This window comes from Stappia sp. G46H5W, from assembly GCF_058448995.1.
In genome coordinates this window covers 373,892-398,411 of record NZ_JBZFLL010000003.1, presented here as the reverse complement: position 1 = coordinate 398,411, position 24,520 = coordinate 373,892, and the positions used below count along the sequence as shown (strand labels likewise).

At 66.5% G+C, this 24,520-nt stretch carries 25 protein-coding genes; 14 read left to right on the top strand and 11 right to left on the bottom strand.

Annotated elements, in window-relative coordinates; all coding sequences use genetic code 11:
- Window positions 1–75: 75 nt before the first annotated feature.
- The 5 genes from prpB (at window position 76) to secD (ending at window position 4,771) form a co-directional block, all read left to right on the top strand.
- Window positions 76–990, top strand: coding sequence for a methylisocitrate lyase (gene prpB / locus ACVJ6E_RS12015; protein ID WP_120267093.1), 915 nt, complete (start codon window positions 76–78; stop codon window positions 988–990).
- Between the two features lie 53 nt (window positions 991–1,043).
- On the top strand, window positions 1,044–1,430 hold the full coding sequence (locus ACVJ6E_RS12010; protein ID WP_120267094.1) for a hypothetical protein: 387 nt from the start codon (window positions 1,044–1,046) through the stop codon (window positions 1,428–1,430).
- 87 nt (window positions 1,431–1,517) lie between these two features.
- On the top strand, window positions 1,518–1,730 hold the full coding sequence (locus ACVJ6E_RS12005; protein WP_120267095.1) for a hypothetical protein: 213 nt from the start codon (window positions 1,518–1,520) through the stop codon (window positions 1,728–1,730).
- A 27-nt stretch (window positions 1,731–1,757) separates the two neighbouring features.
- Window positions 1,758–2,171, top strand: a complete 414-nt coding sequence (locus ACVJ6E_RS12000; protein WP_120267096.1) for a hypothetical protein — start codon at window positions 1,758–1,760, stop codon at window positions 2,169–2,171.
- Between the two features lie 77 nt (window positions 2,172–2,248).
- Window positions 2,249–4,771: a protein translocase subunit SecD gene (gene secD, locus ACVJ6E_RS11995; RefSeq protein WP_120267097.1), complete on the top strand. Its 2,523-nt coding sequence runs from the start codon at window positions 2,249–2,251 to the stop codon at window positions 4,769–4,771.
- A gap of 52 nt (window positions 4,772–4,823) precedes the next feature.
- On the opposite strand, the gene ACVJ6E_RS11990 is transcribed toward secD, so the two are convergent.
- Window positions 4,824–7,067 carry a heavy metal translocating P-type ATPase gene (locus tag ACVJ6E_RS11990; protein ID WP_120267098.1) on the bottom strand — a complete coding sequence of 748 codons (2,244 nt, stop codon included), beginning with the start codon at window positions 7,065–7,067 and terminating at the stop codon, window positions 4,824–4,826.
- A gap of 111 nt (window positions 7,068–7,178) precedes the next feature.
- Entirely contained in the window at window positions 7,179–7,592 is a 414-nt protein-coding gene (locus tag ACVJ6E_RS11985; RefSeq protein WP_120267099.1) for a MerR family transcriptional regulator, read from the bottom strand.
- A gap of 160 nt (window positions 7,593–7,752) precedes the next feature.
- On the opposite strand from ACVJ6E_RS11985, the gene ACVJ6E_RS11980 reads away from it, so the two are divergent.
- Together ACVJ6E_RS11980 and ACVJ6E_RS11975 are read left to right on the top strand one after the other, a co-directional pair.
- A complete protein-coding gene (locus ACVJ6E_RS11980) occupies window positions 7,753–8,760 on the top strand; it encodes a L,D-transpeptidase family protein (protein ID WP_491676456.1) in 1,008 nt (335 codons plus the stop codon).
- Between the two features lie 327 nt (window positions 8,761–9,087).
- Window positions 9,088–10,527 carry a GGDEF domain-containing protein gene (locus tag ACVJ6E_RS11975; RefSeq protein WP_147421803.1) on the top strand — a complete coding sequence of 480 codons (1,440 nt, stop codon included), beginning with the start codon at window positions 9,088–9,090 and terminating at the stop codon, window positions 10,525–10,527.
- 9 nt (window positions 10,528–10,536) lie between these two features.
- Here ACVJ6E_RS11975 and ACVJ6E_RS11970 read toward each other — a convergent pair whose 3' ends face one another.
- Both ACVJ6E_RS11970 and ACVJ6E_RS11965 read right to left on the bottom strand, forming a co-directional pair.
- The gene (locus ACVJ6E_RS11970) at window positions 10,537–11,277 is read right to left on the bottom strand and encodes an RES family NAD+ phosphorylase (protein WP_120267101.1); all 741 of its coding nucleotides are present in this window, start codon (window positions 11,275–11,277) and stop codon (window positions 10,537–10,539) included.
- A gap of 2 nt (window positions 11,278–11,279) precedes the next feature.
- Window positions 11,280–11,693 (bottom strand): MbcA/ParS/Xre antitoxin family protein, encoded by a 414-nt coding sequence (locus ACVJ6E_RS11965; protein WP_185925737.1) that lies wholly within the window; start codon window positions 11,691–11,693, stop codon window positions 11,280–11,282.
- Window positions 11,694–12,010: 317 nt separating this feature from the next.
- Between ACVJ6E_RS11965 and ACVJ6E_RS11960 the strand changes: the two genes are divergently transcribed.
- Both ACVJ6E_RS11960 and ACVJ6E_RS11955 read left to right on the top strand, forming a co-directional pair.
- The gene (locus ACVJ6E_RS11960; RefSeq protein ID WP_120267103.1) at window positions 12,011–12,421 is read left to right on the top strand and encodes a BA14K family protein; all 411 of its coding nucleotides are present in this window, start codon (window positions 12,011–12,013) and stop codon (window positions 12,419–12,421) included.
- 153 nt (window positions 12,422–12,574) lie between these two features.
- Window positions 12,575–13,612 carry a hypothetical protein gene (locus tag ACVJ6E_RS11955; RefSeq protein ID WP_120267104.1) on the top strand — a complete coding sequence of 346 codons (1,038 nt, stop codon included), beginning with the start codon at window positions 12,575–12,577 and terminating at the stop codon, window positions 13,610–13,612.
- A 19-nt stretch (window positions 13,613–13,631) separates the two neighbouring features.
- Here ACVJ6E_RS11955 and ACVJ6E_RS11950 read toward each other — a convergent pair whose 3' ends face one another.
- Complete coding sequence (locus ACVJ6E_RS11950) at window positions 13,632–14,609, bottom strand: glycosyltransferase family 61 protein (protein ID WP_158592604.1); 978 nt, start codon at window positions 14,607–14,609, stop codon at window positions 13,632–13,634.
- A 112-nt stretch (window positions 14,610–14,721) separates the two neighbouring features.
- On the opposite strand from ACVJ6E_RS11950, the gene ACVJ6E_RS11945 reads away from it, so the two are divergent.
- Entirely contained in the window at window positions 14,722–15,480 is a 759-nt protein-coding gene (locus ACVJ6E_RS11945) for a hypothetical protein (RefSeq protein WP_120267106.1), read from the top strand.
- Here the strand turns inward: ACVJ6E_RS11945 and ACVJ6E_RS11940 are convergent.
- From ACVJ6E_RS11940 to ACVJ6E_RS11930, 3 genes are all read right to left on the bottom strand, one after another.
- Window positions 15,423–16,076 (bottom strand): FkbM family methyltransferase, encoded by a 654-nt coding sequence (locus ACVJ6E_RS11940; protein ID WP_120267107.1) that lies wholly within the window; start codon window positions 16,074–16,076, stop codon window positions 15,423–15,425. The two genes, ACVJ6E_RS11945 and ACVJ6E_RS11940, sit on opposite strands and share 58 nt — an antisense overlap.
- A gap of 91 nt (window positions 16,077–16,167) precedes the next feature.
- Window positions 16,168–16,830, bottom strand: coding sequence for a sulfotransferase family 2 domain-containing protein (locus ACVJ6E_RS11935; RefSeq protein WP_158592605.1), 663 nt, complete (start codon window positions 16,828–16,830; stop codon window positions 16,168–16,170).
- A 342-nt stretch (window positions 16,831–17,172) separates the two neighbouring features.
- On the bottom strand, window positions 17,173–17,430 hold the full coding sequence (locus ACVJ6E_RS11930; protein ID WP_067217391.1) for a hypothetical protein: 258 nt from the start codon (window positions 17,428–17,430) through the stop codon (window positions 17,173–17,175).
- A 261-nt stretch (window positions 17,431–17,691) separates the two neighbouring features.
- Between ACVJ6E_RS11930 and ettA the strand changes: the two genes are divergently transcribed.
- Together ettA and ACVJ6E_RS11920 are read left to right on the top strand one after the other, a co-directional pair.
- A complete protein-coding gene (ettA, locus tag ACVJ6E_RS11925; protein ID WP_120267109.1) occupies window positions 17,692–19,341 on the top strand; it encodes an energy-dependent translational throttle protein EttA in 1,650 nt (549 codons plus the stop codon).
- A gap of 176 nt (window positions 19,342–19,517) precedes the next feature.
- Window positions 19,518–20,132 carry an MOSC domain-containing protein gene (locus ACVJ6E_RS11920; protein WP_120267110.1) on the top strand — a complete coding sequence of 205 codons (615 nt, stop codon included), beginning with the start codon at window positions 19,518–19,520 and terminating at the stop codon, window positions 20,130–20,132.
- Window positions 20,133–20,142: 10 nt separating this feature from the next.
- On the opposite strand, the gene ACVJ6E_RS11915 is transcribed toward ACVJ6E_RS11920, so the two are convergent.
- Both ACVJ6E_RS11915 and ACVJ6E_RS11910 read right to left on the bottom strand, forming a co-directional pair.
- Window positions 20,143–20,484, bottom strand: a complete 342-nt coding sequence (locus ACVJ6E_RS11915) for a DUF2293 domain-containing protein (protein WP_120267111.1) — start codon at window positions 20,482–20,484, stop codon at window positions 20,143–20,145.
- Between the two features lie 15 nt (window positions 20,485–20,499).
- Window positions 20,500–21,462 (bottom strand): LysR substrate-binding domain-containing protein, encoded by a 963-nt coding sequence (locus ACVJ6E_RS11910; RefSeq protein ID WP_371811406.1) that lies wholly within the window; start codon window positions 21,460–21,462, stop codon window positions 20,500–20,502.
- A 123-nt stretch (window positions 21,463–21,585) separates the two neighbouring features.
- Here ACVJ6E_RS11910 and ACVJ6E_RS11905 point away from each other — a divergent pair, with 123 nt between their 5' ends.
- The gene (locus ACVJ6E_RS11905; RefSeq protein WP_158592606.1) at window positions 21,586–22,662 is read left to right on the top strand and encodes an acyltransferase family protein; all 1,077 of its coding nucleotides are present in this window, start codon (window positions 21,586–21,588) and stop codon (window positions 22,660–22,662) included.
- Here ACVJ6E_RS11905 and tsaA read toward each other — a convergent pair.
- Complete coding sequence (tsaA, locus tag ACVJ6E_RS11900) at window positions 22,640–23,188, bottom strand: tRNA (N6-threonylcarbamoyladenosine(37)-N6)-methyltransferase TrmO (RefSeq protein WP_120267114.1); 549 nt, start codon at window positions 23,186–23,188, stop codon at window positions 22,640–22,642. The genes ACVJ6E_RS11905 and tsaA overlap by 23 nt on opposite strands.
- A gap of 242 nt (window positions 23,189–23,430) precedes the next feature.
- Here tsaA and ACVJ6E_RS11895 point away from each other — a divergent pair, with 242 nt between their 5' ends.
- Complete coding sequence (locus tag ACVJ6E_RS11895; protein ID WP_120267115.1) at window positions 23,431–24,510, top strand: DUF2336 domain-containing protein; 1,080 nt, start codon at window positions 23,431–23,433, stop codon at window positions 24,508–24,510.
- Window positions 24,511–24,520 lie beyond the last annotated feature (10 nt).

The window sequence follows — 24,520 nt, the reverse complement described above, 5'->3', positions numbered from 1 at the left end:
CGCCGGCAGGCTATTTCGGTCGGGAGAGCGGTGCCATCATGGCGAGGGCACCGCAGGTCCGCACGAGGAAAGCCGATGCCCTATCTCGTTTCCAGCCATCTGCCCGACAGTCCCGCCGGGAAGCGTTTTCGCACGCTGGTGGAGCAGGGCGGCATCGCCCGGCTGCCGGGCGCCCATAACGGCATGGCGGCGCTGCAGGCGAAGGCGGCAGGCTTCAAGGGGCTGTATCTTTCCGGGGCGGCGATGACCGCCTCGATGGGCATTCCCGATCTCGGCATCATCACGGTGGACGAGGTCGCCTTCTTCATCCGCCAGATCACCCGCGCGGCCGGTCTTCCGCTGCTCGTCGACGGCGACACCGGCTATGGCGAGGCGCTCAACGTCATGCACATGGTGCGCACGTTCGAGGATGCCGGCGCCGGCGCCGTGCATCTGGAGGACCAGCTGCTGCCGAAGAAGTGCGGGCATCTCAACGACAAGAAGCTCGCCGATGCGAGAGACATGGCGGCGAAGGTCGCGGCGGCGGCCAGGGCGCGGCGTCATCTCTACATTGTCGCGCGGACGGATGCGGCCGCGAGCGAGGGCATCGACGGCGCGGTCGCACGGGCGAAGCTCTACATGGAGGCAGGTGCCGATGCGATCTTCCCCGAGGCGCTGACGACGGCCGAGATGTTCCGCGAGTTCGCCGCCCGCATGCCCGGCGTGCCGCTGCTGGCCAACATGACGGAATTCGGCCGCACGCCCTTCTTCACGGCGAGCGAGTTCGAGGAGATGGGCTACCGGATGGTGATCTGGCCGGTGTCCTCGCTGCGCGTTGCCAACAAGGCGCAGGAGAAGCTCTACACGGTGCTGGCGCGCGACGGCTCGACACAGGCGATGCTGGGTGAGATGCAGAGCCGGGCAGAGCTCTACCAGACCATCGGGCTTGCCGAGTACGAGGCGCTCGATGCGTCCATCGTCGACACCGTCCTGCCGGAGGGGGCGGCCTGAGCCTGGCCACTATTCCCGTCGTCTTTTGCCCGGCGCTCGTGTAGACTTTGCCGATGACGACAAACGGAACGGATGCCAGACGCCCGCTCCGCCTGGAGCGATGGATCATCGCGTTCCTGGCGGTGCTTTTCGCGTTTGCGGCCGCTGTTCCCTACGGCGCGCGCTATCCGACGCCGAAACTCGCCCAGCCGGTTCTGACCAGCGACAGCGGAGCGGCCACCTCGGCCGTGCTGCCGAAGCTGGATCACGACATCCGCCAGCGAGCCCTCCCGGCGCCGTCTCCTTCCGGCAGCGATCAGGACGACGCCGTCGTCATGGCGATGCCGATGCCCGCCGAAATCGTGGCGGCGGGCGGTTTGCCGCTGATTGCCTGCTGCGCGGCTCTACCGGGCCGTACCGGGGCAGCGCATGCTCCGCGCGCCCCTCCCGTTTCCGCCTGAAACCTGTCGATGCCGCCTTCGGGCGGCCGAACGATTTCAGGGCATGTGCCGCATCAGGATGCCGGCGTGCCGACGCGGAGACTTCCCATGCAGATCACCGTTGGGCTGGCCATTTTCGTGGCCGCAATCTTTTCCATCGTCTACAGCACCCCCCGCGAGAAGGGCATGTTCGCCGTTCTTGCCGCCCAGCCGGGCATGGCCTCGGTCATGGCGCTGGCGATCACCGCGCTTCTCATGGGCGGCGTGATCCTGACGGTTTCCGGCGTTGCCGAAATCGTGTTGCCGGCGGCCGCGGGCTAAGGCCCTCAGCGGGCCTGTCGGCACCACATGAACCGCTTTCGGATCGTCTGGCGGCGTAACCGCGCCGCCTCTGCGGGCGTTCTGCCCTGGCTGCTGCTGCCTGCGCTGCTGCTTCTGCTGGCGGCGGCGGGGGGCGGAGCTGTGCCTGGAGATGGCCCGGCAGCTTCCTCGCAGGCCAGCGGCGAAAGCCGTCCGGGCAGCGGAGCGACGACGCCTCGTGCGATCCTCGACCGCGACCGGGCACGCCACCAGCTCCAGACGAGCCTGCGTCGCCAGGGCCTGAACACATCGGCGGGCCCCGATCCGCACGACCAGCTTGCCGGCGATCCCGTCGATCTGCCCGCGCAGCGCCTCTTGTCTGTCAATGCGACGGAGCAGGAGGCCGCGTGCGCGTCCGGTCCGCTTTGTGCGCGGGCGCGCGGACCACCCCTTCCTGTCTGATCGTCCGGCTTTTCGAGCCGGTTCCTGCCGGGCGTCCCGTGGGCGCCCGCCCGATATCTTTTGCTTCGGATCAGACAATGAAAACGTCCCGATGGGTCCTTGTGACCTACACTCTCATCATTCTCTTCGGGCTGCTTGCCGCATTGCCCAACGTGTTCACACCCGCCCAGCTGGACCGGATGCCGGGCTGGTTCCCCAAACAACAGGTCACGCTCGGCCTCGACCTGCGAGGCGGGTCGCATCTCGTCCTCGAGGTCGATGCCGATGCGCTCAAGGCCGACCGGCTCAAGAGCCTTGTCGCCGAGGCGAGGGCGCTGCTTCGCAAGGAGCGGGTAGCAGGCACCGTGCGCCAGGTCGGCGAAGGCGTGGTGGTCTCCGTACCCGATGCGGCGGCCCGCGCCGGCATCGCCAAGCAGCTGCGCGACCTGGCGACGCCCGTCGCCAATGGCGGCTTCGGCGCGCAGGTCTCCGATATCGAGATGACGACCGAGGGAGATCGCATCCGGCTCGGCTTCAGCGAGGCGGGTTTTCGTGACCGGCTGAACCAGGCGATCGACCAGAGCCTCGAGATCGTCCGCCAGCGCGTCGACCAGGTGGGCGTTGCCGAGCCGACGATCCAGCGGGTCGGCGCCGACCGCATCCTGGTACAGCTGCCGGGTCTCAACGACCCGACCCGGCTGCGCGAGCTGCTCGGCTCCACGGCGCAGATGTCCTTCCACATGGTGGCGGATGTCGTCCCGGGCGCGCGGTTGCCGGCGGGCGTCAGCCTGCTGCCGGAGGAAAAGACCGGCCGGCGCGTTGCGGTCGAGGACAGGGTGGCGCTCGGGGGCGATCATCTGACCGATGCCCGCGCCGGCTTCGACCAGCGCACGCGCGAGCCTCTCGTCAGCTTCCGTTTCGACAGTACCGGCGCACGGCAGTTCGCGCGCATCACCAGCCAGAACGTCGGCAAGCCCTTCGCCATCGTGCTCGACGGCAAGGTGCTGAGCGCCCCGGTGATCCGCGAGCCGATCACCGGCGGGACCGGTCAGATCAGCGGGTCCTTCACTGTCGAGGATACGGTGGTGCTGTCGGCGCTGCTGCGCGCCGGGGCGCTGCCGGTGCCGCTCGTCGTCATCGAGGAGCGCACGGTCGGCCCGGATCTCGGCGGCGACGTCATCGAGATGGGTGTGGTCACCGGCCTTGCCGGCTTTGCGGCGGTGGTGGTCTTCATGGTCGCGCTGTATGGCGGCTGGGGCCTCTTCGCCAATTTCGCGCTGTTCCTCAACGTGGCGCTGACCGTCGGCCTGCTCAGCCTCTTGGGCGCGACGCTGACCCTGCCGGGCATAGCCGGCATTATCCTGGGCATCGGTCTTGCGGTGGATGCCAATATCCTGATCAACGAGCGCATACGCGAGGAGGCGAGGGGCGGAGCCAGCGCCTTCGCCGCCCTCGACCGGGGCTTCGGTCGGGCCTATTCCACCATCGTCGATGCCAACGTGACCTCTCTGATCGCAACGGGTCTGTTGTTCCTGTTCGGCTCGGGACCGGTGCGCGGGTTCGCGATCACCATGATGATCGGCATCTGCGTGTCGATGTTCACCGCCGTTGCGGTGGTGCGCATCCTGATGACCGAGTGGGTGCGCCGGCGAAAGCTCAAGACCATCTCGGTCGAGCCGCTGATCCGCATTGTGCCGGACGGGACCTCGATCTCGTTCATGAAGGCGCGTTTCTTCGGCATCGGGCTTTCCATCGTGTTGTCGCTGGCCTCCATCGGCCTGTTCATGAAGCCGGGCCTCAACTACGGCATCGACTTCAAGGGCGGCATTCAGGTGGAGGCATCGACGCCCTCGAGCGTCAGTCTGGCGAGCCTGCGCGATGAACTCGGCAAGCTCGATCTCGGCGAGGTGTCGCTGCAGCAGATCGGCGACAACGTGCTGATCCGCATCCAGCGGCAGGAGGGCGGAGAGATGGCCCAGACGCGTGCGGTGAGCGAGGTCCGAGACACGCTGCAACGGATCGATCCGGGCATCGGCATCGAGCGGACGGAAGTGGTCGGGCCGAAGGTCAGCGGCGAGCTGGCGCGCAGCGGCGTCATCGCCGTGGTTCTCGCGAGCCTTGCCATGCTGGTCTACATCTGGTGGCGGTTCGAGTGGAATTTTGCCATCGGCGCCATCGCGACACTGGTGCTCGACACCACCAAGACGGTCGGGTTCTTCGCCCTCTTCGGGCTGGACTTCAACCTGACGGCGATTGCCGCGCTTTTGACCATCATCGGCTATTCGGTGAATGACAAGGTGGTGGTCTACGACCGCATGCGCGAGAACATCCGCATGTCGAAGAAGCGGGATCTCAGGTCGATCATCGACCTCAGCATCAACCAGGTTCTGGCCCGCTGTCTCTTCACTTCGGCCACCACGTTCCTGGCGATGCTGCCGATGGCGATATGGGGCGGCAATGCGGTGGAGAACTTCGCCCTGCCGATGCTGTTCGGCGTGGTGATCGCGACGAGCTCGTCGATCTTCATCGCAGCTCCGATCCTGCTTCTGCTCGGCGACTGGTGGACGCGGAGGAAGGAGGCGGTAGCCGCTGCCGCACCGGAGGCCGAGCGCACGGCCTGAGGCGGGAAACATGCTCCCCGGGACCTGTCGCCAGGCCCCGGGGAGCATTCCTTCACTTCATTCCGCGCCAGGCGAGCAGGCGCATCGCGTTGGCGGTCACCAGAACGGTGGCGCCTGTATCGGCAAGGATCGCTGGCCACAGGCCGGTGACGCCGAGCACGGTGGTCACCAGGAAGACGGCCTTCAGGCCGAGCGCGATGGTGATGTTCTGCCAGATGTTGCGCATGGTCGCCCGCGACAGGGCGATCATGTCGGCAACGTCGGTGACGCGGCCATGCAGGATTGCCGCGTCGGCGGTTTCCAGCGCGACGTCGGTGCCGCCGCCCATGGCGATGCCGATATCGGCAGCGGCAAGCGCGGGAGCATCGTTGATGCCGTCGCCGACCTTGGCGACCCGATAGCCCTTCGCACGCATCTCCCCGACGATCCGCTGCTTGTCCTGCGGTAGCAGCTCGGCATGGACCTCGATGCCGAGCGTCCCGCCAATGGCTTTCGCCGTGCGGGCGTTGTCGCCGGTCAGCATCACCGCCTCTGCCCCCAGCCGGCGCAGGGCCGCAAGACCCTCGACCGCATCCTCGCGCGGCTCGTCGCGCAGGGCGAGGACGCCGACGATCTTGCTGTCGGCCAGCAGCAGCGAGACGGTCTTGCCGGCGTCGTTGAGCGCGGCGACCCGTGCCTCCAGAGCGCCCTCGAGCGGGGCGGTCTCGGCGGCGGCGCGGGGCGAGGCCAGCAGCAGCCGGCGCCCGTCCAGCGTGCCGGTAACGCCCTTGCCGCCAAGGGCGGCCGCGTCCGAGGCGGGGGTGACGGCGATGCCTTCGCGCTCGGCGCGGGCGAGGATGGCGCGGGCCAGCGGATGGCTCGATCCCGCCTCCAGGGCGGCGGCAAGGCGCAGCACCTCGCGCTCGTCCATGCCGATGCCGGTAATATCCGTCACCTGCGGCTTGCCCTCGGTGAGCGTGCCGGTCTTGTCGAAAGCGGCATGATCGATGTGGCCGAGCCCCTCCAGCACGGCGCCGCCCTTCATCAGGAGGCCGCGGCGGGCGCCGACCGAAAGCGCGGCGGCGATGGCGGCCGGGGTCGAGATGACCAGGGCGCAGGGACAGCCGATCAACAGGACCGCAAGGCCGCGATAGATCCATGTAGCCCATTCCGCCCCGCCGACGAGCGGCGGGAGCACGGCGATCAATGCGGCAACGACCATGACGCCCGGCGTGTAGTAGCGCGAGAAACGGTCGATGAAGCGCTCGGTCGGAGCCTTGGACTCCTGCGCCTCCTCGACGAGGGCGATGACGCGGGAGATGGTGTTGTCGGCGGCTGCGGCGGTGACTTCCACCCGCAGGACGCCTTCCTGGTTCACCGTGCCGGCAAAGACCGTGTCGCCGGGCTCCTTGCGCTTTGGCACGGATTCGCCGGTCACGGGAGCCTCGTCGACGGCGCTTTCACCCGACAGGACGGTGCCGTCGGCCGGGACCCGGTCGCCGGGACGCACCAGCACCACAGCCCCGACGGCAAGGCTGTCGGCAGGGACGGTCTCGGTCGTGCCGTTCCGTTCCAGCAGGGCGGTTTTCGGCATCAGGTCGGCAAGGGCGCGGATCGAGGCACGGGCACGGCCGGTGGCGATGCCTTCCAGCAGCTCGCCGATCAGAAACAGCACGACGACAACGGCCGCTTCCTCGGCAGCATCGATGACGACGGCACCGGCCGCAGCCACCGTCATCAGTGTCTCGATGGAAAAGGGACTGCCGTTCAACGCGCCGGCGAGGGCGCGGCGGGCGATCGGCACCAGACCCACCGCCATGGCGAGGGTGAAGCTCCAGAACGCGGTCTGGGGGAAGATGTGGGCAACCGCGAAGGCCGCGGCCAGCGCCAGGGTGCACAGGATCGTCAGGCGCGCCTTGGGGCTGCGCCACCACGGGCCGTCGATCCGCGCGTGATGGTGCTGGTGGCCATGGTCGCTCCCATGGTCGTGCTTGTGGTCGTGGCCGTGATGGTCGTGGCTGTGATGGTCGTGGCCGCTGCAGCTGGCGGCCCCGTCGTTGGCGTCCTCGCCCGTCTTGTCGGCCGCCGCGTCGCGGGCGAGCAGCGAGGTCCGGTAGCCGAGGCTGTCGACCTTGCGGGCGACCTTGGCGAGATCGGCAGCCTCGCCATGGGTCACGGTCATGGTGCCGGCGACCACCGACACGCGGACATCGGCGATGTCCGGCAGGCGGCGGACAGCGCGGTCGATCTTGGTAGCGCAGCTGGCGCAATCCATCCCTTCCACGCGGAAGCGGGCAAGGCGGTCGGTAGCGCTCATTTCGTCAACTCCTGTTGGTCAGGAGCAGGACCATAAGACCTCTAGCGACTAGAGCATCAAGGGCCATGGCGCTGTTTTTTTTGCCGGCCTCGAAAAAGGGCCAGGCGGCGGTCAATGGTCGGTGCTGCACATCTCGTGACTGGCCAGCGAGCGGATCACGTAGCAATCCCGGATGTGATCGCCGTGGCAGGTGCCGACCATGCGGGCCAGTTCGCCTTCCAGCCGCTGCAGCCGCGCGATCTTGTCGCGGACGATGTCGAGCTGGCGCGCGGCAATCTCGTCGGCATGGGTGCAGGGGCGCTCCGGGTGGCCGCTGAGGTCGATCAGTTCGCGGACCGCCTCCAGTGTGAAGCCGAGGTCGCGGGCATGCTTGATGAAGGCGAGCCGGTCGAGATGCGCCGCGTCGTAGCGCCGCTGGTTGCCTTCGGTGCGGCCGGCGGCCTCCAGCAGGCCCATCTGCTCGTAATAACGGATCGTCGGCACCTTGACGCCGGTCTGCCGCGAAAGATCGCCGATAGAGTACATCGCAAACCTCCAGTTTCTAGAGATATGGGCCTGCCGGCGGTGCGGCGTCAAGTTCACGCAATCGCGAATTGCGGCGCGAGCAACTTGGCATTAACCGTGACCGACGAGACTGGACATCTGTCGGCGGGCGGGGCGGCACGAACGAGATCCTGGCAAGCGAATGATGTTTAAACCTGCAAAAGCGGCTGCCTTCCTGGTTATCGCAGCCCTGTTGAGCGGCTGCGCGACGAGCGAGTATGCCGATGACGGCAGGGGCTCGAAGCCGATCCCCTCGAAGCTTCTTTCGATGATGTCGGAGAAGTCGATGTCGCCGTCCGCGCCCGTCGTGGTGCGAATCTTCAAGCAGGAGAGCGAGCTCGAGGTCTGGAAAAAAGACCGCTCGGGCCGGTTTGCCCTGCTCAAGACCTATCCGATCTGCCGCTGGTCCGGAAAGCTGGGGCCCAAGCGCAAGCAGGGCGACCGCCAGGCGCCGGAGGGCTTCTATCACGTCAATGCCGGCCTGCTGAACCCGCGCTCGCAGTACTATCTGGCCTTCAATCTCGGCTTTCCCAACAAGCTGGAACGGGCTCTCGGGTATTCCGGCAGCGCGCTGATGGTGCACGGGGCCTGTTCCTCGTCGGGCTGCTACGCGCTCACCGACGAGGGCGTGGAGGAAATCTACCCGGTGGTGCGCGAGGCGCTGAAGGGCGGGCAGTCCGCTTTCCAGGTCCAGGTGTTTCCCTTCCGCATGACGCCGGCGAACATGGCGCGGCACCGCGACGACGGGAATTTCGCGTTCTGGAGCAATCTCAAGACCGGCTACGACATTTTCGAGGTGACCCGCCAGCCGCCGAAGGTCTCCATGTGCGGCGGCCGCTATGTCTTCGACAAGGAGTTCGTCGGCGGCGAGCCGAGGGACCCGCTTGCGGCCTGCCCCCCGGCGGTCAGCAAGGTGCCGGAAGCGGTGGCGAGCAAGTCGGAGGCGGACCGGGTGGCGATGCAGTCGCTGATCTCCAGCGGTCTTGCCCTCAACGCGCCGGCCTATTCCGACGGCGGCATGCACCCGGCCTTCCGCCGCCTGTTGCAGCGCGATGGCGAGGACGCCCTGTCGCGGCGTACCTCCCGCACGTCGGTGCCGGTCAGCCGGCCGAGCGCGGCGCTTGCCGATCCGCATATGGCCCAAGAATGACATCCGTATAAATTACAATACTCCGCACGTCAGGAAGAGACCCGGGATGGGCGCCGATGCCTCGAGCATTCGGTGCTTTTCCCCTACGTGCAGTGACAAGCGTAGCTCTCCTGCGGAGGCTGCCGTTGGTGCCGGGGTTGCTGATTTTTATTTGATTTTTCTGGGATTTTGCTTTGTCTTGACAGGGGGGATTTAGAATATTTTCGTATTTGTTCTTTTTATTAATGTATCCGCCAGCTCGGCGTTGATCTCATTCAAAATGTCGCATAATTCTCATCTGGTTTCCGCGAGGGGAGCCGGGTTGCAAACCGTGCTGTGAGAGGCGCCGTGTCCTTGAGTGCCGATACTTCGCCTGAAAGAAGCGCCGATGGGCGACGCGGCGCGCTTGCTCTGGGAACGCCGCTGCTGATAGGGGCGGTGGTTCTGGTTGCCTGCCTGTTCGGCATCTACACGCGGCCGGCTGATTTCCTTGCGACACTCTGGCCCGCCAACGCGATCCTGCTCGCGATGCTCATCCGCGTGCCCGGAGCGGCGCGGCTATCCGGCTGGATTTGCGCGGCGATCGCCTACATGGCCGCAGATCTGATGACCGGCTCGTCGCTCAAGATGACCGCGGTTCTCACCGCCGCGAACCTCTTCGGCGTAGGCGTGGGGTATGCCGTGCATTTGTGGCATCCGGACAGGATACGCGCGCTCAAGGAGCCGGTATCCGTGCTCTGGCTGGCCTTCATTGCCGCGGCAGCGGCGGCCTCTGCCGGTCTGTTCGGCATGCTGGCGAACCCGCTGCTGTTTCAGCGCAGCATTGCGACCGGCTGGTCGTTCTGGTTCGCCACGGAGTTCGTCAACTACGTCACCATCTTGCCCGTCCTGCTCTCGGCTCCGCCCCTGGCGACGCTGGCCGGGCGCTGGAAGACCTCGCGGCTTTCCATCCGGGGCGCCGATATCTTGCCCGTTCTGGCGGTGATCGCAGCCGGAGGCGCCGCGTCGTTGATCGGCGGGGCCGGCTCCGTCGCCTTTCCGGTTCCCGCCCTGCTTTGGTGCGCGATCGTCTACCCCATCTTCCCGACAGCGGCTCTCACCCTGATTTCCGGCGTGTGGACGCTCGCTGCCGTATCCACGGGCCTGGTCGGCAGCCAGTTCGTCCCGGACAACGAAGTGGATCTGGTCTCGATCCGGCTGGGGATTTCGCTGGTCGCGCTCGCGCCGATCATGCTCGCCTGCGTCATGCAGGGCCGCAACGAGTTGCTGGCGCGTCTCCATCACATGGCCATGCACGACCCGCTGACAGGCGCGCGCAACCGCGACTCCTTCCGCGCGACCGCGCAAGGCATTCTGGAAAAGCGCGCAGACGTTCCCTTCGCCTTGATGATGGTCGATCTCGATCACTTCAAGGCGGTCAACGACCGGTTCGGTCATGCGGCAGGGGACAGGGCTCTGGCCTGGTTCGGCGAGCATGCGAGAGGATGTTTGCGCACCGGCGATCTTCTGGGGCGCATGGGCGGCGAGGAGTTCGCTATCCTCGTGCCCAATTGCAGCCCGCAGCATGCATTGGGGCTCGCCGAGCGTATCCGCAACCTGGTCAGCACTCCCATCCCGCTGGAGAATGGCGGTTTCCTGGTGGTGACGGCAAGCATCGGCCTCCTCTCCATTCCGCAGGGAGATGGGCGCGGTATCGACGAGCTTCTGCCGGTGGCCGACAAGCTGCTCTATGCGGCCAAGAGAAACGGCCGGGACAGGGTGGAAACGGGCGAGACCTTGCCGGCCTGAGGCTGCAGGTCAGGCCTCGATGCGGAAGATCCGGCCACGCCGGTCTTCGCCCGCTGCCTCATGGATCTTGACTATGTCGATGCGGGCACCGTCCCAGTGGCAGGTGAGGTGGCTCGCCTGTATCGGCACGCTCATCACATCCGGATGGAAAGCTGCGAAGCAGGTGCCACCCGCATGGCGCACGCTCGGATAGGCGATGCCGTTGTGTCCGGCGGCGCGCGCTTCCGCCGCAAAGGCCTGGGAGGGGCCATAGTCGTCGGGATCGAGCAGGGGGGCGACGGCCGGATCTCCGGCGGTCAGATCGACCAGCTCCGCATCGATCTCCCCGACCAGTTCGCGCATGTCGGCTATCCAGCCGGGCGCCTCGCCCGTCGCTGCAAAGAACCGCGCCTGATGATGGGCAACCTCGAACAGCGCTGTGTCGAAGGCCTTTGCCGCATAGAAGGCGCCGAAGCTGCCGTCGTGGAACCGTCCCTTGCGCTCCGGCGAGACATGGGTGAACGGGGCCATCACATAAGAGGCGCCGGGGCCGCTGACCCGCCGCGCCGGCGGCACGAGGTCGAGCGAGCCGATCGTCTCGGCGACACGCGGATTGCTTTTCGCCTCGGCGGCGGCGAGCAGTTCCCAGTCAGCCGGGTCGGCAATATCCTCGAACAGGTCGATGGGCGGATAGGCGGAACTGATCAGCCGGTGATAGCGCGGCCAGTCGAGCCGCGTGGTGGCAAGGCTTGCGGGCAGGGGCGGAGACATCGTCACCACTGGCCGCGTCTGGCGTCGAGATAGCGGCGGACCCGCATCAGGTCGGTGATGCGTCCGTCCAGCATCACGTCGAGGGCGGAGCGGCCCGCGAAGTCCGCGTTGGGGCGCGTCACCCAGCCGTAGCCGCGCTCTGCCTCGCGAAACAGCAGGCGCAGGGCCTTGTGGATGCCCAGGAGGTTGGACATGCGCTCGGCAAGGTCGATGCCGGCGCGGCCGGGCGAGCCCGCCTTCCAGCGCTGGTAGGTGCGTACCGAGATATCGCCGAGGAGACGGCTGGCCTGCTCGTCGGTAATCCCCCAGCGCTCGAAGAGATTGACCACCGCCCGCTGCATGGCGCGGACTTCCGCAGTTGAAAACTGGGGGAGCGGTTCGGGCGTTACGGGCGATACGGGGCGAAGTGCGGGCATGGAGGTCTCCTGTCATTTGGCAGGATATAGTATTTTCACGCCAAATGGCAAGATGTGCGGAACTTCCCGAGGCGACGCAGCGTTCTAGGATGTGAACGTCGCCGGCATGATCTGCGTCACAGTCCTGCCCTGCTCGCGGGACTAAACTTCTTCCATCATGATCGCTGATCGCGATGGTGTGCGACGCCGAGGCGTCGGGTCGTGTCGCGGAAGACCTCTGCAAGGCGCCGCGAGATTGTCCGTATCGCTTTCCCCCGCCGGCAGCGCCTGCTGCCGGACCAGCGGTCCGGACCGCAAGGCCGAAAGGAGACAGGACCATGCGTTTCAGACACACTTGCGCGGTGGCGGCGATTGCCGTTGCCTCCATGATCGGCTTCGGATCCGGTGCGCCGGCCGAGGCTGCCGCAGCCGGCAATGCTGCGAGGGCGCTTGCTCCGCTCGTCGATGTGGCGCCCGATGCCCGTCAGGGCGGCCTTGTCGAGAAGACCTGGCATCGCGGCCGGCCGCACCGGGTGCGTCCGCGCCACCGCTGGCGCCCGCGGTATCGCTGGGGTCCGCCGGTCTATGCACCGCGTCCGCGCTATCGCGTGCCGCCGCGTGCGCGCGGCTTTCCGAGGGCCCATTTTGCCTGGTGCAACCAGCGGTACCGGTCCTACCGGGCCTATGACAACAGCTTCCAGCCCTATAACGGGCCGCGTCGTCCCTGCATCTCGCCCTATATCCGCTGAGAGCATGCATACGACGTCATGATCGACGGCCGTCGCCAGAACCTCTTCCGGCGGCGGCCTTTTTTCATTCCGGCCTTGCCAAGGCGTCGCCATGCGGTAACGCTGCGGAAGTCGAATTTTCCAGCGGGACTCGCAACATATGGCTTTTCGGGCATGACCGTCATTCAGCTCGCGGCAGCGCAATCGTTTGATTTTCTCCTGCGCCAGAGCCGCGAGGGCGACGGATGTTGGGACGATATCCGGCTTGCGCCCGGCAATGGCACGGGGGAGGACGCGGATTGGCTGGTGGTCTACGACCAGCCGCCGCGGGGGCTGGCGACGCGGTTGCCGCGCGAGCGCCGCATCGTCTTCCTGCCCGAGCCGGTGTCGATCAAGCATTACGATCCGGCCTTCATCTCGCAGTTCGGAATTGCCGTCACATCCTCGCCCCTGCCGGGCTTCGACGGCGAGGCCCTTCACATGCAGCCATCCTCGCCCTGGTTCTACGGGACGGGGCTCGGGGCCTCCGCCGGCGGGGCGACGCGGCTCGGCTTTGCAGAACTTGCCGCGCGTCCCGTGCCGTGCGAGCCGGCGCGCGGACTGATTTCCGCCGTCTGCTCGACCAAGACACTGAACCGCAATCAGGTCCGCAGGCTTCGCTTCCTGCGGCGTGCCAAGGCGATACTGGGCGAGCAGCTCGACATTTACGGCCGAGGCTTTCGCGAGGTCGCCGACAAGGCCGAGGGCCTCGACGGTTATCGCTATCACCTTGTCCTGGAAAACAATCTCGACCCGCATTGCTGGACGGAGAAGCTCGCCGACCCGCTCCTGGCCGGGACCTATCCCATCATCGCCGGCGGTCCGGGGGTTGAGACCTATTTCGATCCGCTCGGGTTCACCGCGCTGGACATCACCCGGCCCCGGACGGCGCTGAAGACGCTCCTGGACGTGCTGGAGGCCGATCCGGTATCGCGGCCCGAGGTGCAGGAGGCGATGCGCGAAAACCGCCGCCGGCTGATGGAGGAGCATCAGGTGTTTCCGGTGCTCCAGAAGGTGATTGCCGGGCGCGGGGAGGGGGCGCCGACCCTGTTGGCCGAGGCGGAGGCGATCCGCCCGCCGGCCCGCGCACCCTATCGCCGGCTCACGCAGGCGTTGAGGCCGTTCCGGCGGGCGGCCGACCGGCTGCATGTGGAGCTGTTCGAGCGCGGCTAGGCACCAACGCGGCCTGATCTTACCGGGAGGCGAGGCGCTCGAGATCGAGACCCAGCCCGGCGGCGATCACTGACGGGCGCGGATCGGTCCGGCCAGACGGGGCGGCGATTTCGACGAGACGCTGGAGGAAACCGCCGGCCAGTACGGCTGCGGACAGCTCGCCGCTGGACGGGGCGAATAGCGTGCGGGCACGGCGCAGGCGCTGCACCAGCGCGCGCAAGGGAAGATCGGCCGGGTCGACGACCTTGAGGCGGCCTTCCGCCACCGCCGCGCGCAAATCTGCATGGCCTGCCAGCAACCGTTCGGCGCGCGAGGGGCCGCCCTCGCACAGCAGCACATCCACCGGAGCGTCTGCCGTCTCGTCTACCGGATAGACCTCGGCAAGGCGTGCGGCGATCCGGCCAAGAACGCCGGCATGGCCGAGCGGGCGCTCGATCACATAGACCGTATCGGAGCGGGTGACCCGGCCCTGACGCATCAGCTCGACAGGGCGGGGACGGAACACGCCGTCGGTGATCGCGTCCTGGAAACGGTCGGTCATGCCCATGGAAACCGGAACCACAAGGAGGAGATCCTGGGGCAGCTCCAGATGGTCGAGCGCGAAGAAGCGCGGCAGCACGTCGGAGCAGAAGGCGGCAAGCGAGCCGTCGTCGCCATGATGCAGCACGCTCAGCGGCGGGCGCATCACCGGGTTCATCCGCAGCCGGCGGGTCACATCCGGCCGGGCCTGCGGCCAGGGCAGAAGTTCCTCGCCCGGCTGGGGGGAAACCAGGCGGGCATCGTCGAAAAGAAGACCGGAGAGCGGATCGATGTCGAGCGGGCCGGAAACGCGCAGGCAGCCGACCCGATCGGCGCCCAGCCGGGTCGAGGTCACGTCCTCGCGGATGCGCTCGACGCGGCTTTCGGCAAGGCGCGCGCGCGGCCAGGCTGGCAGCATCAGGCGGCTTGCCAGCGCCCGGTAGGGAGCAGGCATCAGCACGGCGTCCAGCCGCTTCATCCAGCGTCGCGGGACTGGCTTTGACACGTCGGGCCACCTATAAGGCTGCAAAATGGGTAAGGACGCGCCACGCTTACGGTCGGCGCAACGGGAAAGCAAGCATGGAGTCCGCATGAAGTCCGAGGTCTTCAACCTCAACGTCTTCACCAACGTGGCATCGCGGGATCCTTCCCACTGCCTCGCTCAGCATGCCGTGCGCTCGTTTTTCGATGTCTTCGGCAAGGACAGCCGCCACCGCATCGTCACCCGCATCTTCATCGATCCCAATCCGAATCCCGACATGTTCGAGGCCTGGGTCGCGGCGATCCGCGACGGGCTGCCGGACATCCCCTTCGAGCTGGTGCAAACCAACGGGATGCTGGACGGCTTTGCCCGCTCGCTCGAAGTGTGCGAGGGCGACTATGCCATGCAGCTCGAGCACGACTTCGTCTTCGTGAAGAGCCGAATCCATCATTCGCTCGACCAGATGGTGGACGAGATGCGGGCCCGCGGCATCGATTACCTGCGCTTCAACAAGCGGCGGAACCGGCCGGCGGCTTACGATCTGGGAATGGAGCCGGCGGGCGATGCCGATTTTCCGCTGTGCCGGATCAGCGGGCGGTCGAACAATCCGCATATCCTCGACATTGCGCGGTATCGCGAGGTGGTGCTGCCGCTGCTGAAGGGGCCGGACGGCAGCTCGGTCGGGCTGGAAGGCGGGCTCTGCCTTTATGTCGGCGGGGGCTACATCTATGGCCCCTACGCCCATCCGCGCACGGTCGGCCATCTCGATGGCCGCCGGCTGCGCTTCAGCGACGGCGTTCGCCGCCGCCTCTACCTGCTCGGCGAGACGCTGTCGCGCAGGTCCCAGCGTTCCCAGACGAACGGATAACGCCAGGCAAGATCGTGGGTCTTCGACAGGCCCTCGGCGATGCGCTCATAGCGCTGGCGGCTGGTCTGGTCGATCAGGTGGAACTGCACCACGAGATGGCGCACCTCGCCCATCAGGCCTTCGGCAATCAGGTTTTCCAGAACCGGATATTCGTCGCCCTCGATGTTGAGCTTCATCAGGTCGACCGGCCGACCGGCCGCGCGCACGATATCGGAGGCGCGGCGCAGCTGCACCTCGACGCTCTCGCCCTGCTGCTGCCGCTGGGTGCTGCTGCCGTCGTTGTCGTAGACGAGCTTCGCCGAGCCGTTGAAGTCCGACAGGCCGGCGCAATCCAGCGTCACGTTCGGCATGGCAGCAAGCAACGGGCGGGCGCGTTCGCAGAATTCGGGCGCCGGCTCGAAGGCCAGGACCGTCGGCGATCCCTTCTGGGAGATGCGGGCGGAAAAGTCGCCCTTGTAGAACCCGGCATCAACGACCAGCGAACTTCCGTCCAGCGGCACGTCGGTCAGCAGGCGGTCGTCGCCTTTCGCGAGTTTCCAGCGCTTGACGGCCCGATAGTGCGGGTCGAGGGCGAAACGGATCAGGTTGAAGCCCATTGGGGATCGTGAACTCGCGATAGGGACGGAACGGCTGAGCCATTGCAGCTTGGACGGCGAATTGCAAGTCCGCAGCCCGTTTCAGGACGCTTCAGAACGAATAGCCGAAGGTCTTGATGTCGTCCCTGTGGCGCTGTGCGATCAGGTCGATCCCGAAGTCATCGTAATACTGGCGGTAGTGGCCATGCGAGGACTGGTTGGCGCGGCTCTCGGGAACGGTGACGGCCAGGTGCAGATCCGCGGTCATCTTTGCGAGGTCTTCCGCCAGTCGCTCCTGCCGCAGGACACGGTGGACAGCGAGCCTGCCGTTCGCATCCGTCAGGTAGTCGAGCTGCTGTTTGCGGATGTAGCGGGTAGGGGAGGTCGGCGCCTCGTCGTCCGCCAGCCAGCGCAGGTAGTCGGAAAAGTCGAAGCTCTGGAACAGCTCCACCTCCGTCGGCATGCCGGACCTGCCGCGGCCGCGATCTTCCTTGAGGTAGTGGAACCAGGAAACGTGCCAGTCCCAAGGATTGCGCACGACAGTGAAGACATGCATGGCGGAGAGGTCGACCCGGTGCCGATCGAAGACCTCTGAATATTCGCGATATGTGAGGTGGCCGCGGGCATCGCGGAGGCGGCGCGAGGGACATTTGCGGATCCAGGGCAGGAACGCCTGCTCCACGAAGGATCCGCCGCACTTCGGCACATGCAGGAAAAGGATGTTCTTCTTCTCCCGCCTGAAGAAGCTCCGTCTGGTGTCCTTCGGAACAAGCAAATCTCTGTCCGCCCCGTTTCGCGCCGGCTTTGGATCAACCTTGTTTTTGCTATTGGTCCTGCTTGTTTGGCGAAAATATGACCTGATTATGTACAGGTACTCAAGGTAAATCTGGGTATCGTCATTTGTTGCAGGGGCTCTGCTTCTCGATTGGCTTGGGATGCAGCGGCAGTTTCCGGAGGATGCTTGCGATATCAGGGAGTTGGGCGAGCGCCTGCGATCGGTGCGCCGGTAACTTCCGGACGCACGAAAACCGCGGGACCGGCGATGTCCTTGGACATGCCGGTCCCGACGGTGTGTCTGTGCGGGGAAAGCCTGCCTCGGCGCGGTAGCGCCGGCGTCTCAGCAGTTGTTCGGGCGCTGCGGTCCGAGGTCGATCTGGCACTCGTTGGTCAGCGCACCGATTGCTGCACCGCCGACGGCGCCGGCCGCCATGCCGACCAGCACGGGGCCGCCGGCCAGCGCCAGCGCGCCCGCGCCGGCCGCACCGCCGATGGCACCACCCGTCACGCCGCGCTCGAAACGGTTCGAGCCGCAGGCCGCGACCAGCAGGGAAAGAGCAAGAACGCCGGCAAGTCCGGCCGGTCTCGGGATACGCATGACTTGAATCCTTCTGAGGGCCCAGCCCGCTGCCAGAATGCTGGTCGAGGGTGAACGGGAGGTAAACGCGGGCAAGGCGGCCTTCGTGCCGATCCGGCACATCTGCAAGGTGGCGGCAATGCGGGAGCGGGCGGGGGCGCGAAAGCGGGCCGGGCGGGGCCAGGGGGCTGGCGTCCGGGGACTTTCCCTTGCCCCGAAGGCCTCCATCGACTAAGAAGCGGCCAGTTTCCCCTCATGTCCAGAATGGAGCGGCAAGCACCTATGGCGCGCCAGTTCATCTACCACATGCACGGTCTGTCGAAGGCCTATAACGGCAAGAAGGTCCTCGACAACATCCACCTGTCCTTCTACCCGGACGCCAAGATCGGCATCCTGGGCCCGAATGGCGCGGGTAAGTCGACGCTGCTCAAGATCATGGCCGGTCTCGACAAGGAGTATTCCGGCGAAGCGTGGGCGGCCGAGGGCGCACGTATCGGCTACCTGCCGCAGGAGCCGCAGCTCGATCCGACCAAGACGGTGCTCGAGAACGTCATGCTGGGCGTTGCCCACAAGCAGGCGATCGTCGACCGCTATAACGAACTGATGATGAACTATTCCGACGAGACGGCGGAAGAGGGCGCCAAGCTCCAGGACATCATCGACGCCGAGGATCTGTGGAACCTCGAGAGCAAGGTCGAGATGGCGATGGAGGCCCTGCGCTGCCCGCCGTCCGATGCTGCGGTCGACAACCTGTCGGGCGGCGAGCGCCGCCGCGTGGCGCTGTGCCAGCTGCTGCTTTCCGAGCCGGACCTCTTGCTGCTCGACGAGCCGACCAACCACCTGGACGCCGAGACGGTGCACTGGCTGGAGCGGCATCTGCGCGAGTTCAAGGGCTCGGTGCTGATCATCACCCACGATCGCTACTTCCTCGACAACGTCACGGGCTGGATTCTGGAGCTCGACCGCGGCCAGGGCATCCCCTACGAGGGCAACTACTCGGTCTATCTGGAGAAGAAGACCAAGCGCATGGAGCAGGAGGGCCGCGAGGACATGGCCCGCTCGCGTGCGATCTCCCGCGAGCGCGAGTGGATGGGTATGTCGCCGAAGGGCCGCCAGACCAAGTCCAAGGCGCGTATCCGTGCCTATGAGGACCTGCTGGCCAAGCAGGAAGAGCGTCTGCCGACCATCGAGCAGATCCTCATTCCGGTCGGCGAGCGGCTCGGCAACAACGTCATCGATCTGGAGAACGTCTCCAAGGGCTTCGGCGACCGCCTCCTGATCGAGAACCTGACGTTCAAGCTGCCGCGCGGCGGCATCGTCGGCGTGATCGGCCCGAACGGCGCCGGCAAGACGACCCTGTTCAAGCTGCTGACCGGCCAGGAACAGCCGGACTCGGGCACCGTCACCATCGGCGACAGCGTGCATCTTGGATATGTCGACCAGTCGCGCGACAAGCTCGACCCGAACAAGACGGTCTGGGAAGAGATTTCCGACGGCCACGAGATCATCTATCTCGACGGCAAGGAGATCAATTCGCGCGCCTATTGCTCGTCCTTCAACTTCAAGGGCCCGGCCCAGCAGGCGAAGGTGGGCAACCTGTCGGGCGGCCAGCGCAACCGCGTGCATCTGGCCAAGGTTCTGAAGCAGGGCGCCAACGTCCTCCTCCTCGACGAGCCGACCAACGACCTCGACACCGAGACGCTGGCGGCCCTCGAGGACGCGCTGGAGAACTATGCCGGCTGCGCCGTGGTCATCAGCCACGATCGTATGTTCCTCGACCGTCTTGCCACCCACATGCTCGCCTTCGAGGGCGACAGCCATGTCGAGTGGTTCGAGGGCAACTTCGAGGACTACGAGAAGGACAAGGTGCGTCGCCTCGGCGCCCATGCGGCCGATCCGCGCCGCATCAAGTACAAGCCGCTGACGCGCTGAGGCGCAGGCGGAACGCCCTTCTGGCAGGAAACGGCGGCGCGGTTCTCGCGCCGCCGTTTTCGTTTCCGCTCCCCTTCCCGGCGGCAGGGGGCGGCTTTCCTCGCCGTAGGACTCATTGTATCCCTCGGTTTCCCGCGCCGGTTTTGCCCGCGGGCGATGAGGCAGGAAGGTGAGCGATGGCGGATCTGTTCGGACGCGAGCACATGGACGAGTTGCACAGCGTGCCGGCGCGCAAGCTCGCAGCAACGACGGTCAAGGTGCTCGCCACCCAGACGCCGGATGATTTCCGCACCACCTGGACGGCGGCGCTGAAGCTTTGCTTCGAGGGCATCCCCGGAGGGCGCCACACCGGCTACACCCGCCGCTCGGGCTCGCGCGAGCCCTGGTATCCGCGCGGTACCGAGATGTGCAACGAGCGACAGGTGTCGATCCTGTCCGCCGAGGAACTGGCCGAGGTCGCCGCCGACATGGGCCTGCCGCGCATCGAGGCGGAGTGGATCGGCGGCAATGTCCTTCTGGAGGGCCTGCCGCGCCTGTCTCTGGTCCCGCCGCGCACGCGTCTCGTCTTCGCCGGCGGCGCGGTGCTCCGGGTCGACGGCGACAACATGCCCTGCCGGATCGCCGGGGCTTCCATCGCCGAACACTATCCCGACCGAGAGGGGCTCGACCTGCTGTTCCCCAAGACGGCCCGCCGCCGCCGCGGTCTCGTCGCCTATGTGGAACGGCCCGGCGTCATCCGCCCCGGCGAGGCGGTCACCGCGCATATCCCCGAGCACTGGCTCTATCGCTGAGAGTTCGCCCTCAGTCCTCGCTGATCTCCTCCTCGTCGGCACTGACCTGCCGTGTCGCGCCCCAGTCGAGCAGGGTGTCGTTGATCGAGGTCAGTGCGAAATAGCGGGCCGCGTCGCGCTCGTAGCCTTCGTCGAGCAGGGCGTCGTAGTCGCTATGGGCATGGCGGACATGGGCGACGAGGGCAAGCCACACTGCTACGGAAGGCGGCAGATGCCGTAGATGCGGAGCGAGCGCCCCGGCCAGCACCGGTTCGGCATCCGCGAAAGGAATGCGCGGCACCGTCACCCGCAGCGCCTTGCGCATCTCCTTCTGGCGGCGGGTGCCGCCCGAGGCTTTTCGCTCTAGGATCATGCCGGCCTGGTCCGCTCAGGCATCGGGGCGCTGTCCGGTGCGAAAATCCTCGCCGACAGCGAGCGGCGGCAGAAGCTGGGCGCCGGGATCCAGAGCTTCGAGAATGCAGCTGCCGAGTGCCTCGAAGTCGCGTTTGCGCGGGGAGGAGCGCCGCCAGACCAGCCCGACCGTCCTTTGCGGCTGCGGTTCCTCGAAGCGCAGCAGCGCCACCCGTTCGTCGCGCACCTCCACCGAGGCGCAGAGTTCGGGCAGCAGCGTCACGCCATAGCCGGCGGCGACCATCTGCATCACCGTCGACAGGCTGGTGGCGCCGAAGCCGGAGCGGGCGGTCGGCTGCAATCCCTCGCAATAGTTCAGCGCCTGATCGCGCAGGCAGTGCCCTTCTTCCAGCAGCAGCAGCGAGGAACCGTTGACGGTCCGCGGGTCGACGCGCTGGCGTTCGTCGAGATCGGGACGCGACTGCACGGCCAGCAGGAAGCGATCCTGGAACAGCGGCCGGGTTTCGAACTCGGCGCCGGCGACGGGCAGGGCCGCCAGGATGACGTCGAGTTCGCCCTGCAGCAGTTCGCCGACCAGCGCCTGCGTCAGCGTTTCGCGCAGCTGCAGCTCGACATGCGGATGGCTCCGGGTCAGCGTCGGCAGGATGCGCGGAAGGAGATACGGGGCGATGGAGGGAATGATGCCGAGGCGGAGCGTCCCGCTCATCACCTCGCTGGCGTGCCGGCCATAGTCGAGAAGATCCCGCGTCTCGGACAGGATGCGCTGCGCCCGGCGGGCGATTTCCTCTCCCTCCGCCGTCAGGCGGATTCCCGAGGTGCGGCGCTCCACCAGGGCGATGCCGAGGGTCGCCTCCAGCTCGCGCACCTGCATGGACAGTGCCGGCTGGGACACGGCAACGGCTTCGGCGGCGCGCCCGAAATGCAGGTGGCGGGCGAGCGCATCGAAATAGCGCAGCTGGCGGAGCGTGATCATTGTCATTGGATAAACTTATCGCGGGCAGCCTTCAATGCGATTGGTGCTGATCAGGCGGACGGCCTGCCGTTTCAATTCCCCTTAACCGGAAACTGGCGATACTCGGGGCCTGAGGCTTGGGGGGATGTGATGAGTGCTGCGGCAAGACGGCCGGGTCTCGACTTGATGCGGGTTGCGGCCGTGGCGGCGGTCGCCTGGTTCCACTACGGCTTTCGCATGCAGGTGACCGGTGAGGCCGGACCTGTCGCCGGGGCGGGCGAGCCGGGCGACTGGGCGCGGTTCGGCTATCTCGGCGTCTCCGTCTTCTTCGCCATTTCCGGCTACGTCATCTCGATCTCGACGGAAGGGCGCGATCCCTTCACCTTCGCCGTTGCCCGCATCGCGCGGTTGTGGCCGGTCTATGTGGTGGCGATGACGCTCACGGCGCTGGTCACCCTTGCCGTGCCGGCGCTCGGCTTCCCCCTCTCGCTGCCGCAGTATCTTGCCAACCTGACCATGCTGTCGCCGTTTCTCGGCCAGCCGTTCATGGACGGGGCCTACTGGTCCATCGTCGCCGAAATCCTGTTCTACGGCTGGGTCGGGCTGTTGATGCTCGTCGGCCTGTGGTCGCGCCATCAGGTCGCCATCGCCCTCGGCTGGCTGGCGATTGCAGCTCTCGACCAGGCCGTGATCGACAGCGACATCCTCCGCCGGCTTCTGCTGACCGACTTCGCCGGGTTCTTCGCCTTCGGAATGATGCTGCGGGCGCGCGAACGCGGGGAGGCAGGGGCGATCTTCGTTCTTGCCGCGGCCTTCGTGCAGGCCGTCGCCGCGGCGATCCTGTTCGCGGACGGACTGGTCGAGCTCTATCGAGGCGAGCCGTTTTCTCCGCTTGCCGTTGCCGGCATCGTCGCCGTCTCGCTCCTCGTTCTGGCGCTGGCAACGCGGCTGGACGCGCCCTGGCTGCCGGTCGGGCCGGTGGCGGTGGCCGGGCGGGCGACCTATCCGTTCTACCTGCTGCACCAGCACATCGGATATGCCGGTTTCTTTCTGCTGGCGCCGGCGCTCGGGCTTGGCGTTTCAGCCATTGTCATTCTTGCTGTGATCGCACTTGTGGCGCTGCTTTTGACCGTGGGCGTGGAACGGCCGGCGGCGCGAGCGATACGCGGGGCAGGCGAGTGGGTGCGATTGCGGGTCCTGTCATTCAGGCGTCGCCCGGCGGGCTGATCACCCCGGTCTCTTTCAGCCGCTCGCGCCAGCGCACCTGCGCGTCCGGCACGCTGTCGGTGGTTGCGAAATAGGGCTTGATGTCGACGAGCGGCGTGCCGTTCAGACAGTCGAGACCGCGCACCAGGAAGCCGTCCTCGGTCATGTCCAGCAATTGCACGACCGACAGGGACACCGGGTTGGGGCGAACCGGCGCGCGCAGGCCGAAACAGCCATGGGTCTCATCGGCAAAGCCGGGCGCAAGCACCGCCAGATCGCGGCGGGCCTTGTGCATCCAGTACAGCAGGATGAGGTGGCTGCATTCCTCCACCGACTTCAGCCCCTTGCGATATTCCGGCTTGAGACGGACGCGGCAGACGGCATCGGTGGCGCGGCCGTTGCGCGGGCACTCGGCCCGCGTCGTCCAGGGCGTTTCAACATGTCCGATGAAGACAAGGCCGGCGTCGAACGGCCCTTGCGCCGGGTCGTGATCGAACGCTTCCTCGCCGGGCCGTGCTGCCGTTTCATCGTCAGATCTGTCGCTCACCTTGGCCTCCGCACCGATGATCCCTTGCGTTCCTTTCCGGCAGTTATCCCACGCCTTCCTGCCGTCGTCTGCTCGCGATTTGCCGCATCCTGCGACGATTCAAATTTTAATCGAATTTACTTTGTATTTATCAAGTGTTTTCATAAAATATAGGTAAGTAATGAGCTGTTCCCGTCGACTTTTTGTTTAATCGACTCGTGCTATTCACGCCGAAATCAAGCTTCTCGGTCGGGGAAATAGCAATGTCAAACATGCCAAATACCGAGCTCGTGAACTTCGAGGCGTTGGCGAACGAGCCTGACATGGCGCGGCGCAACGAGCTTGCGCGCAATGTGGCGACTCTCTTCTCGCTGACGTCCGAGAAATGCTCGGATGAGCAGATCGAGGTCTACGACGCGGTGCTGGTGCGCCTGTCCGACATGGTGGAGATGCAGGCCCGCGCCTTCATCGCCGGCCGTCTGGCCTCGCTGCGCCGGGCACCGGAGGGAACCATCCGCCGTCTTGCCGACGACGAGATCGAGGTTGCCCGCCCGGTGCTGGAGCAGTCCACCGTGCTGCGCGATTCGGACCTGGTGAATATCGCGCTCAAGCGCGGCGAGGACCACAAGGTCGCCATCGCTGCCCGCGAGATCCTGTCCGAGATGGTGACCGACGTTCTGGTGGAGACCGGCAGCGCGGCCGTGCATCGCACGGTGGCGCGCAATGGCGGCGCGAGCCTTTCCGCCCGCGGCGTTCTCGGGCTTATCCAGTCTTCCGGCCTCGACGAGGACCTGCAGATGGCGCTTGCCGACCGCGAGGACCTCGACGAGCGTGCGGTGTCGACACTGGCGGCGCTGGCCAGCGAGCGGGTGCGCATGCGCCTGCTCGAAACCAGCACGTCCGAGGGCGGCGAGGTCCCGCGTGCCGCCCGTGTCGCCGCACAGAAGCTGTCCAACGAGTTCTGGCTGGGCCGCTACGACTTCGAGACCGCGATCGGCCGCGTGTATGCGCTGGCCCGCGGACCCGGCATCAATGAGGACACGCTGGTTCGGTTTGCCGAGGAAGACCGGTTCCCCGAGGCGGTCGCGACCTTCGCGATGCTCGGCGATATCGGCATCGAGGAAGCCAAGCACTGGATGGTGCGTACCGACACGGATCCGTTCCTGATCGTCGCAAAGGCGGCAGGTCTCGCACTTTCGACAGTGGAAAAACTGCTTGGCATGGGGCCGTGGCGCTACCGCCTGCAGGCCGAGGACCGCACGCGCATCCTCGACCGCTACAAGGGCATCAAGCCGCAGTCCGCGCGCCTGCTGCTGAGCCAGTGGCACGGCCGCGTCGCCTGATCGGCGGCTC